The organism is Streptomyces swartbergensis, assembly GCF_002148965.1.
Classification (GTDB): Bacteria; Actinomycetota; Actinomycetes; order Streptomycetales; family Streptomycetaceae; genus Streptomyces; species Streptomyces swartbergensis.
In genome coordinates this window covers 1-9,711 of record NZ_NGFN01000325.1, presented here as the reverse complement: position 1 = coordinate 9,711, position 9,711 = coordinate 1, and the positions used below count along the sequence as shown (strand labels likewise).

At 69.5% G+C, this 9,711-nt stretch carries 7 protein-coding genes and 1 pseudogene; 6 read left to right on the top strand and 2 right to left on the bottom strand.

Annotated features, from left to right (window positions below):
- Together CA983_RS34835 and CA983_RS34830 are read right to left on the bottom strand one after the other, a co-directional pair.
- Positions 1–263 (bottom strand): annotated as a pseudogene (locus CA983_RS34835) (IS982 family transposase); the annotation flags it as partial.
- A 57-nt stretch (positions 264–320) separates the two neighbouring features.
- Positions 321–1,217, bottom strand: coding sequence for a helix-turn-helix transcriptional regulator (locus CA983_RS34830; RefSeq protein ID WP_086604752.1), 897 nt, complete (start codon positions 1,215–1,217; stop codon positions 321–323).
- 124 nt (positions 1,218–1,341) lie between these two features.
- Here CA983_RS34830 and CA983_RS34825 point away from each other — a divergent pair, with 124 nt between their 5' ends.
- The 6 genes from CA983_RS34825 to CA983_RS34795 all read left to right on the top strand — a co-directional run bounded on the left by CA983_RS34825 (position 1,342) and on the right by CA983_RS34795 (position 8,876).
- Entirely contained in the window at positions 1,342–2,364 is a 1,023-nt protein-coding gene (locus tag CA983_RS34825) for a zinc-dependent alcohol dehydrogenase family protein (RefSeq protein WP_086604751.1), read from the top strand.
- Positions 2,365–2,459: 95 nt separating this feature from the next.
- Positions 2,460–3,227 carry a glucose 1-dehydrogenase gene (locus CA983_RS34820; protein ID WP_086604750.1) on the top strand — a complete coding sequence of 256 codons (768 nt, stop codon included), beginning with the start codon at positions 2,460–2,462 and terminating at the stop codon, positions 3,225–3,227.
- 486 nt (positions 3,228–3,713) lie between these two features.
- Positions 3,714–4,358 (top strand): (2Fe-2S)-binding protein, encoded by a 645-nt coding sequence (locus CA983_RS34810; protein WP_086604749.1) that lies wholly within the window; start codon positions 3,714–3,716, stop codon positions 4,356–4,358.
- Between the two features lie 2 nt (positions 4,359–4,360).
- A complete protein-coding gene (locus CA983_RS34805) occupies positions 4,361–5,347 on the top strand; it encodes an FAD binding domain-containing protein (RefSeq protein WP_086604748.1) in 987 nt (328 codons plus the stop codon).
- Positions 5,344–7,539, top strand: a complete 2,196-nt coding sequence (locus CA983_RS34800) for a xanthine dehydrogenase family protein molybdopterin-binding subunit (protein ID WP_086604747.1) — start codon at positions 5,344–5,346, stop codon at positions 7,537–7,539. The genes CA983_RS34805 and CA983_RS34800 overlap by 4 nt, the downstream gene beginning before the upstream one ends.
- Positions 7,540–7,700: 161 nt before the next feature.
- Complete coding sequence (locus CA983_RS34795) at positions 7,701–8,876, top strand: XdhC family protein (RefSeq protein WP_086604746.1); 1,176 nt, start codon at positions 7,701–7,703, stop codon at positions 8,874–8,876.
- The last annotated feature ends 835 nt before the right edge of the window (positions 8,877–9,711 follow it).

The following is a 9,711-nucleotide window of genomic DNA, read 5'->3' as shown; positions in this document are numbered from 1 at the left end:
TTGACCAGGGGCAAAGCAGCTCGCAGCCGCTTGTTGTAGGCCGGGCGCTGCGGCAGGTACGGGAACATCCCGTGCAGGTGGGCGTGGGCGAAGCGCAGCCAGCGGGCCTCGCAGTGGAAGCCCAGCACGGCCTGGGCCACTGCCAGGGTCACCAGCTCGGCATCGGTCAGCCGCGGCGGACGCCCACGCCACCGCAGGGTCTTCAAACGGTCATCGACATGCACGTACAGTGCCGTCAAGAGGGTGTCTAAATCGGTCGTCACAACCCGATGTTGGACACCCTCCCTACGTCTGAGAACACCGCATTCGGAACTACTCGTCTAGGGGTGACGGGGGCGGGTTCGGCGTACCTCGTCGTTGGCGGTCTGCGGCTGCTTCTGCGTTTCTGCCCAGGCCGCCAGCAGGGTGAGTGCGTCGGCGCTGGGGGTGCCGGGATCCGCGGTGTAGGTGGTGATGGAGACGTGAGGGTCGCCGGGCAGGGCGAAGTCGTCGTACGCGAGGGTCATCGTGCCGACGGCCGGGTGGTGGACGACCTTGCGCCCGCGTGAGTGGCGGCGCACATTGTGCTTGGCCCAGCGGGTGCTGAAATCGGTGCTGCGGGTGGAGAGCTCGCCGATGAGTCCGGTCAGCTGCTTGTCCAGTGGGTCGCGCCCGGCGGTCGCGCGGAGTATCGCGACCACCTGGTCCTTCGCCTCGTCGAGGTCGGTGTAGTAGGCGTCCGCACGTGGGTCGAGGAACACGTATCTGGCGATGTTCGGTGGCTGCTGGGCCATGGTGAACAGGTCGGCGTACAGGGCGCGGCCCACGTCGTTGGCGGCGAGGAGGTCGAGGCGGCCGTTCTGCACGACGGCGGGCACGCTCATGGAGTCGAGGACCTGCTGCACGGACGCGGTGATGGGGGAGGTGCGCTTGGGGCGCTTGCGGGATGAGCCGGGCGCGACGCTACGTGCCAGGTCGTACAGGTGGGCGCGCTCGTCGTCGTCGAGTTGCAACGCACGGGCGATGGAGTCGAGGACGCTCTCGGACGCGCCACCGAGTTGGCCGCGCTCGATGCGGGTGTAGTACTCGACGCTGAGGCCGGCGAGCATCGCGACTTCCTCGCGCCGCAGCCCTTCGACGCGGCGGTTGCCTCCGACGTAGGGCAGCCCGGCCTGCTCGGGCGTGATCCGCGCCCTGCGGCTCATGAGGAAGCCCCTGATCTCCTGCTGAAACTCCATGGCTCCCAGGCTAGGACGCGTGTTCCTGGTGTGGGGGTCCCTGAGAGTGCCTGGCAGGCATCCGAGAGGCGAGGGACGGTGGATGGGCAACCCAGAAGATCTGTCTGAAAGGGATGTCTGCCAAGTGCGTGGAGCTGTCCTGTATGCCCCGGGCGATGTCCGGGTGGAAGAGCGCGAGAACCCCGCGATCATCGCACCGACGGATGCGATCATCCGTGTGTCTGCGACGTGCGTGTGCGGGTCTGACCTGTGGGATTACCGTGGCGTCAACGAGGTGACCCAGCCCACCCCGGCGGGGCACGAGTACGTCGGCGTGGTCACCGAGATCGGCGACGAGGTGAAGAACATCGGGGTCGGTGATTTCGTCGTCGGGTCGTTCTTCGCCTCGGACAACACCTGTGAGATCTGTGAGGCGGGCTACCAGTCACGGTGCGCGCATGCCGAGTTCGTCGGGGCCGGCGGTGCTCAGGCGGAGTACCTGCGGGTGCCGCTGGCCGACGGCACTCTCGTGGCCACCCCCGGGATGCCGGACGACGACCTGATCCCCTCGCTGCTGGCCGCCTCCGACGTGCTCGGAACGGGCTGGTTCGGCGCCGTGGCCGCCGAGGCCGGGCCGGGCAAGACCGTGGCCGTGGTCGGTGACGGAGCGGTGGGCCTGCTCGCTGTCCTGGCGGCGAAGCAGCTGGGTGCGGAGCGGATCATCGCGATGTCGCGGCACGCGTCGCGGCAGAAGCTCGCTCGCGAGTTCGGCGCGACCGACATCGTCGAGGAGCGCGGCGACGAGGGTGTTGCGAGGATCAAGGAACTCACCGGCGGGTACGGCGCGCACAGCGTGATCGAGGCCGTCGGCACCCAGGAATCGATGATGCAGGCCATCCGCTCCGCCCGCCCCGGCGGGCACGTGGGATACGTGGGCGTGGCCCACGGGGTGGAGCTGCCGGGCGAGGAGGTGTTCTTCGCCGAGGTGCACCTGCACGGCGGGCCCGCTCCGGTGCGCCGGTTCCTGCCCGAGCTGGTCCAGCTCATCTGGGACCGCGAGATCGACCCGGGCAAGGTCTTCGATCTCACCCTCCCGCTCGATGAGGCCGCTGAGGGATTCAAGGCGATGGACGAGCGACGCGCCATCAAGACCCTGCTCAAGCCCTGACCCCTCACTCACCGGTCCCAGTTGCTCTCGCCCGGGACTCAAACATCCCGGGCAGGGTTGCGCACCCTCATTTTGACCTCGACGGGAGAACCCCCATGAACCCCACTTACGACTTCTCCGGGCAGGTGGCCCTGGTCACCGGCGCCGCCTCCGGCATGGGGCTGGCCGCCGCCCGCGCCTTCGCCGACTCCGGCGCCGCCGTGGTGCTGGCCGACCGCGACCACGACGCCGTCCACAACGCGGCCGAGGAGATCACCGGCCGCGGGGGACGGGCGACCGGTGTCGTCTGCGACGTCACCGACGAACAGCAAGTGGAAGCGGCGGTGCGGGCCGCGGTGACGGAGTACGGCCGCCTGGACATGGCGTTCAACAACGCCGGCATCCAGGTGCCGCCGACCGACGCGGCCGACGAGACGGCCGAGAACTTCGACCTGGTCAACGCCGTCAACCTGCGCGGCGTCTGGGCGGCGATGAAGCACGAACTGCGACAGATGCGAGAGCAGGGCAGCGGCGCCATCGTCAACTGCTCGTCCCTGGGCGGGCTCGTCGGGCTGCCCGAGCGCGCGGCCTACCACGCCTCCAAGCACGGCGTGATGGGCCTGACCCGCAGCGCCGCAGTCGAGTACGCGCCTCAGGGCATCCGCATCAACGCCGTGTGCCCCGGCGTCATCGACACCCCGATGGTGGCCGACATGGTCGAGAACCAGGCCGAGGCCATGGCCGGGATCATGAAGGAACAGCCCATCGGCCGACTGGGGACAGCGGACGAGGTCGCGGCAGCCGTCCTGTGGCTGTGCAGCCCCGGCGCCGGCTTCGTCGTCGGAACAGCCCTCCCCGTCGATGGCGGCTTCACCGCCCACTGAGGTGTGAGGCCGGCCGCAGAGCCAGCACCGTACCGGAGACAACTTGGGCCGACTTTCACTCCGTCCCCGGCGCCGGATACGTGGACCTCTACGACAAGACGGACCTGATTCCGTTCGACACGCTGGAGGAGTTCTTCACCAAGAACCTCCCGTGAGCACCACACTGCGGCCCGGTGCCGGTGGGCCTGCATTGCGGAACTGATGCCCGACATCCTCGACGGCGGCCCGGCCGGTTTACCAAGACATGGCCGACTGCAAGAGCCTCAAAGTTCTCGTCAAAAACTGACCTCGGGACAGAACAGGAGAGGGGTGCGGCCCCGGGCCCGGGCCCAGCCGGACTCTTCCCGCCCCATCCGCACCCTCTCCCCGCGCATCCGTCACCACTCCGCCTCATGGCGACGCGCAAAACGTCCCCTGCAAACGACACACCTCCTCCTGCCCAGCCGCGGTCGCGGCTGATCCGCCCAGCGATGCGAAGGCGTACCCATGTCCAGTGAATCTGTGTCTGCTGTTCCACCGCCCGCCGAACCGGACGATCCCTCCTCGGCACCCACGCGGCGGACCTTCATCGCCACCACCACCGCGGTCGGTGGCGTTGCCGTCGCGGGCGGCGTGGTCGGAGGGTCCTTCCTCGTCGGCTCGGAGGAAGCGGCAGCGGCCGCGCCGCCGGCCAGCCGTGTGTCCCTGAGGGTGAACGGCGCCCGGCGGACGGTGACGGTGGACAACCGCACCTCGCTGCTGGACCTGCTGCGTGAGCACTTCGGTCTGACCGGTTCCAAGAAGGGCTGCAACGCCGGAGCGTGCGGTGCGTGCACGGTGCTGGTCGACGGGCAGCGGCACAACGCCTGCCTGACGCTCGCGGTGCGTCTGGAGGGCGCCGAGGTCACCACGATCGAGGGCCTGGCCGACGGCGACGAACTGCACCCGCTGCAGCAGGCGTTCATCGACGAGGACGCCTTCCAGTGCGGCTACTGCACCCCCGGCCAGATCATGTCCGGCGTCGGGTGCATCAAGGAGGGCCACACGGACTCCCCGGAGGAGATCCGGGAGTGGATGAGCGGCAACATCTGCCGCTGCGGCTGCTACGTGAAGATCGTGCGCGCGGTCGAACAGACCGCCGGCCGGAAGTAGAGGTGCGGCCGTCATGTTTCTCCTACACCCGCGCCTCCGACACGCGCGAGGCCCTCGACGCCGCCCGCCGCGGCGGCCGTTACATCGCCGGGGGCACCACCCTCGTCGACCTGATGCGCGAGACCGTGGAGCGCCCCGAGAGCCTGATCGACATCAGCGGCCTCCCACTTCGCGAGGTCAGAGCCACCGAGGGCGGCGGGCTGCGCATCGGTGCCTTGGTGCGGATGGCCGAAGCTGCCGCTCACCCCAAGGCGCGCGCCCTGTATCCCGTCATCGCCGAGTCGCTGGAACTGAGCGCGTCCGCCCAGCTGCGCAACATGGCCACCATCGGCGGCAACATCATGCAGCGCACCCGCTGCACCTACTTCCGCGACGTGACCGCCGACTGCAACAAACGCGAGCCCGGCTCGGGGTGTGCCGCGCTGAAGGGCCACAACCGCACCCACGCGATCCTCGGCACCTCCGACGCCTGCGTGGCCACCCACCCCTCCGACGTCTCCGTGGCCTTCGCCGCCCTGGAGGCGACCGTGCACCTGCTGGGCCCGGACGGGGAACGCCGTGTCCCCTTCGCCGACTTCCTGCTGCGACCCGGTAGCACCCCCCACCGTGAACAGGCAATCCGACAAGGTGAGTTGATCACCGCAGTCGAGATCCCGGCGCTTCCGCGTCCGCTGAAGTCGGGCTATCTGAAGGTGCGCGACCGGCAGTCCTACGAGTTTGCCCTGACCTCGGCGGCCGTCGCGCTGCATGTGCGCCACGGGGTCATCCGTGAGGCCAAGGTCGCCGCCGGAGGCGTAGGCACCGTGCCCTGGAAGCTGACCACCGTGGAACGGCACCTGGTCGGCGAACGCCCCTCCGCAGCGCTGTGGGCGGCCGCCGCGGACAAGGCAGCCGACGGGGCACAGCCCCTGCAATACAACCGGTTCAAGCCCGAGTTGCTCAAGCGGACCGTCGAGCGTCAGCTGCGCGTCGTGGGAGGTATGAAGTGAGTCCTCAGCCCCAGGCCGCCGTCGGCGCCCCGCTGTCCCGGGTCGACGGACGGCTGAAGGTCACCGGTCAGGCCCTGTACGCCGCCGAGCACGACGTCGAGGGCGCCCTGCACGCGGTCATCGTCGACAGCGGCATCGGCCGCGGACGCATCACCTCCGTCGACGCGGACGCCGCGCTGGCACACCCCGGCGTGCTGCGGGTGATCAGCCACCGCAACGCGCCGGAGCTGCCGTACCTCGACAACCCCGGGTCGAACAACCCGCAAGGCCGACGGCTGCGGGTCTTCCAGGACGACAAGGTCCTCTTCCACGGCCAGCCGGTCGCCGTCGTCATCGCCACCACCCTGGAGGCCGCGCAGCACGGCGCGAGCCTGGTGAAAGTCGGCTACGACGCGAAGAAGCCCTCGACCGACATGGCCAAGGCGAATCCGGACGAGCCGACCAGGTATGCGCGCGGTGACGCCGCCGCCGGGCTGCGCGACGCGGCGGTGCGTATGGACCTCGATTACCGCATGGCGCGCAACCACCAGAACCCCATGGAACCGCACGCCACCATCGCCCGTTGGAAGGGCGACAAGCTGACAGTGTGGGACAAGACCCAGTGGGTGGTGGGCACCCAGACCGAGCTCTCCACGGTGTTCGACCTGCCCATGAAGTCGGTGCGGGTCATTTCGCCGTTCGTCGGGGGCGGCTTCGGCAGCGGGCTGCGCTGCTGGCCGCACACTGTGGTCGCAGCCCTCGCCGCCCGCGAGATGAAACGTCCCGTCAAGGTCGTCCTGACCCGCCGTCAGATGTACTTCGGCACCGGTTTTCGGCCCTCCTACGGCTACCGCCTGCGGCTCGGCAGCGACCGGCGGGGCCGACTGACCGCCATGGTGCACGAGATGGACGCGGAGACCTCGTCGTACGAAAAGTTCGAAGAGGCCATCATGCGCGCCGGCCAGATGTTCTACAGCACACCCAACGTCAGCCAGGCGTACCGGAAGGTACCGCTGGACGTGAACACCCCGCTGTACATGCGGGGCCCCGGCTTCGCCAACGCGTCCTTCGCCATCGAGTCGGCCATGGACGAGCTCGCGAACCGGCTCGGCGTCGACCCGATCGAGCTGCGGCTGCGCAACGAGCCGCCCGAGGACGAGTCGAACGGCCTGCCCTGGTCCACCCGCAAGCTGCGCGAGTGTTACACCGTGGGCGCCCGGGAGTTCGGCTGGGACCGGCGCAACCCCAAGCCACGCTCGACGCGTGACGGCGACTGGCTGATCGGTCTGGGCATGGCCGCGGCCGTGTACGACCCCGGGCGGTTTCCCGCGCAGGCCCGGGTCCGCCTGGACGCCGACGGCACCGCGGTGGCCGAGGCCGCCACCATCGACATGGGGCCGGGCACCTACACCTCCCAGACCCAGGTCGCCGCGGACGCCCTCGGGCTGACCATGCGCAACGTGACCTTCCGGCTCGGAGACTCCCTCTACCCGCCGACTCCGCCGCACGGCGGCTCGATGACCATGACGGTCGTCGGCTCCGCCGTTCTCGACGGGTGCAACAAGGTCCGCGGCCAGGCGATCAAGCTGGCCGTCGAGGACGAGCAGTCGCCGCTGTACGGCGTCAAGGCCGAGGACATCGTCGTCCGCAACGGCCGACTGCACGTGCAGGACAACCCGGCCCGCGGCGAGACCTACCAGCGGCTGCTGTCCCGCAATAGGCTCACCCATCTCGAAGCCGTCGGCGCGTACGCCGGGGCGCCAGAACCCGCGCGGCACTCGTACTTCTCCTACGGCGCGGTCTTCACCGAGGTCGGCGTCGACGCCACGCTCGGCCTGGTCCGGGTGCGGCGGATGCTCGGGGTGTATGACGTGGGCCGCATCGTCAGCCCCAAACTGGCCGACAGCCAGGCGCTGGGCGGCATGGTCGGCGGCATCGGCCAGGCCCTGCTGGAGCACACGGTCACCGACCACCGCGACGGCAGGATCGTCAACGCCAACCTCGCCGACTACCTCGTACCGGTGAACGCCGACATCCCCCACCTCAAGGCCATCTACCTGGAGGGCGAGGACCCCGATGCCGACCCGCTCGGCGTCAAGGGGATCGGAGAGGTCGTCCAGGTCGGTGTGGCGGCCGCCATCGCCAACGCGGTCTACAACGCCACCGGCCGCCGCATCCGTGAACTGCCCATCACTGCGGAGGCGTTGATCTGAGCCGGGGTGCCCTGGGCCATGGAGGAGAAGCCCAGGGCATCCCCCTGCCCGTCCGGCCGGCGGCCCCCCGTCTGCCTGCCGGACCTTCCAGGGCCGCCGCCGCGTTCCCGCCCCCGGGGAGCGCGGCGGCGGTCCTGCCCCACACCCACGGAGACAGGCCCATGTTCAACATCGCGGACACACTGCACCGCTGGTGCCGCGAGGCACGCCCCTTCGCCCTGGCCACCGTCGTCGACGTCCACGGCAGCGCCCCCCTGCCGGCCGGTACGTCGGTCGCGGTGGATATGGACGGCAACGCCGTCGGCAGCATCTCCGGTGGCTGCGTCGAGGGCGCCGTCTACGAGCTGTGCCGGCAGGTACTCGAGGAAGAGGGCGAGCCCAAGCGCGCCTGGTTCGGCTACTCCGACGACGACGCCTTCGCCGTCGGACTGACCTGCGGCGGCGAACTCGACGTCCTGGTCCAGCGCATCGACCCCGCGACGCAGCCCCACCTGGCCGTCGCGTTCGACGAGGTCCGTCGGGGCAGGCCAACGGCTGTGGCACAGATAGTCAACGGTCCCGAGGAACTCCTTGGACGCACGTCGTGTGTCCTCGGTGACGTCGACACCGCCCACGCAACCCTGGACGACGGCGAGGTGGACCGGACGGTGACGGACCAAGCCGCTGCCCTACTGCGAGCCGGACGCACCGCACGCGTCGAGGTCGGCGGCGACGCGGACACCTGCCCCGAGAAGCTGTCCATCCTCGTCCACGTCCACGCGTCCCGGCCGCGCATGCTGATCTTCGGCGCCGTCGACTTCGCCGCAGCCCTCAGCCGGATCGGACACCTCCTGGGCTACCGGGTCACCGTGTGCGACGCACGCCCGGTCTTCGCCACCGCGGACCGGTTCCCGGAGGCGGACGATGTCGTGGTCGACTGGCCCCACCAGTACCTGGAACGAACCCAGGTCGACGCCCGCACCGCGATCTGCGTCCTCACGCACGACGCCAAGTTCGACATCCCCCTGCTGCGCCTCGCCCTCGACCTGCCCGTCGGCTACGTCGGCGCGATGGGATCCCGGCGCACCCACGACGAACGCCTGCACCGCTTGCGCGAAGCCGGCGTGCCCGAGGCCCGACTGGCCCGGCTGCGCTCACCAATCGGCCTCGACCTCGGCGCCCGCACACCCGAGGAGACAGCCGTCTCCATCACCGCGGAGATCATCTCCCACGCCAACCACGCCACCGGCCTGCCCCTGTCCGACAGCACGGGGCCGATTCACGGACCGCGCGTCCGACGCCAGGCCGACGGTCGGAGCACCCCCTACCTTGCCGCACGCGTCGGCGTGGACCGCTGAGGCCAACCGGTCGGCCTGCGCACGGCGGGCCGAATGCCTGCTCGGGGAGGGGCCCCAGTCCCGCTACAGGTCGATCGCCCGCTTCTGTGGCTGGCATGGGAGGGCGTCGAGCGCCAGACGACGGCTGAGTCGGCGGGAACCCAGTCGAAAGATGGGGTAGATGAGGGTGAGGTCGTGACGCTCGATTGACGCTCCAGCCCTGGGCAAGCCCTCCCGGCATCCGGGAAAGGGCCTCTGAACTGCACGTTTCTTCATCAGTGGCATCCGAACATGTTCTCGATGACGCATCATGTGGAGTGCGTGGCGATTCTTGAACCGGCCGCGAAGGGCTCCTGACCTGGGGGTTTTGTGCGTGCGAATTATGTGCGGTGCAGGCGTTACCGGCGATATCTTGACGCTGAAGTGACGCTCGTGACGCTCATTTGACGCTCGTCCTGATGGAGTGTCAGGCGAATTGTTGCGCAGGTCAGGCTCTGTCGGGTGGCGTGTATCGATGGGGCGCCGAGCGCGGGCGACGCTCTGCGCGGAGCTGCTGGTTTCTGATGGCCACTTGTTCCGGAAGAGACCAGCCAGCGTTTTGTCCTGGAGCGATGGACGGGCGCGAGTCGATGACCTGCGCTAATGGTCTTTCGCGTGTTTCACGCTCGTGTCCCTTGATGCAGCCGGAAGTCCCAGAGGGCTCCCAGTGCCGGCCGACGCTCTCTCGGCCTTGTGGCGGGCCGTGCGGACACGTTGTCCGGGGCGTCATTGCCCCCAGGCTCTCCTCCAAGGCGTTCCCGCACGGCGACGTGGGCCTGGCCGTATGGTGGGGCTCGGCATGTGGCGGGGCCCGTAC

Coding starts and splice junctions, on each gene's coding strand:
- CA983_RS34830 (WP_086604752.1), bottom strand. CDS start 1,217: ATGGAGTTTCAGCAGGAGATCAGGGGCTTCCTCATGAGCCGCAGGGCG.
- CA983_RS34820 (WP_086604750.1), top strand. CDS start 2,460: ATGAACCCCACTTACGACTTCTCCGGGCAGGTGGCCCTGGTCACCGGC.
- CA983_RS34810 (WP_086604749.1), top strand. CDS start 3,714: ATGTCCAGTGAATCTGTGTCTGCTGTTCCACCGCCCGCCGAACCGGAC.
- CA983_RS34795 (WP_086604746.1), top strand. CDS start 7,701: ATGTTCAACATCGCGGACACACTGCACCGCTGGTGCCGCGAGGCACGC.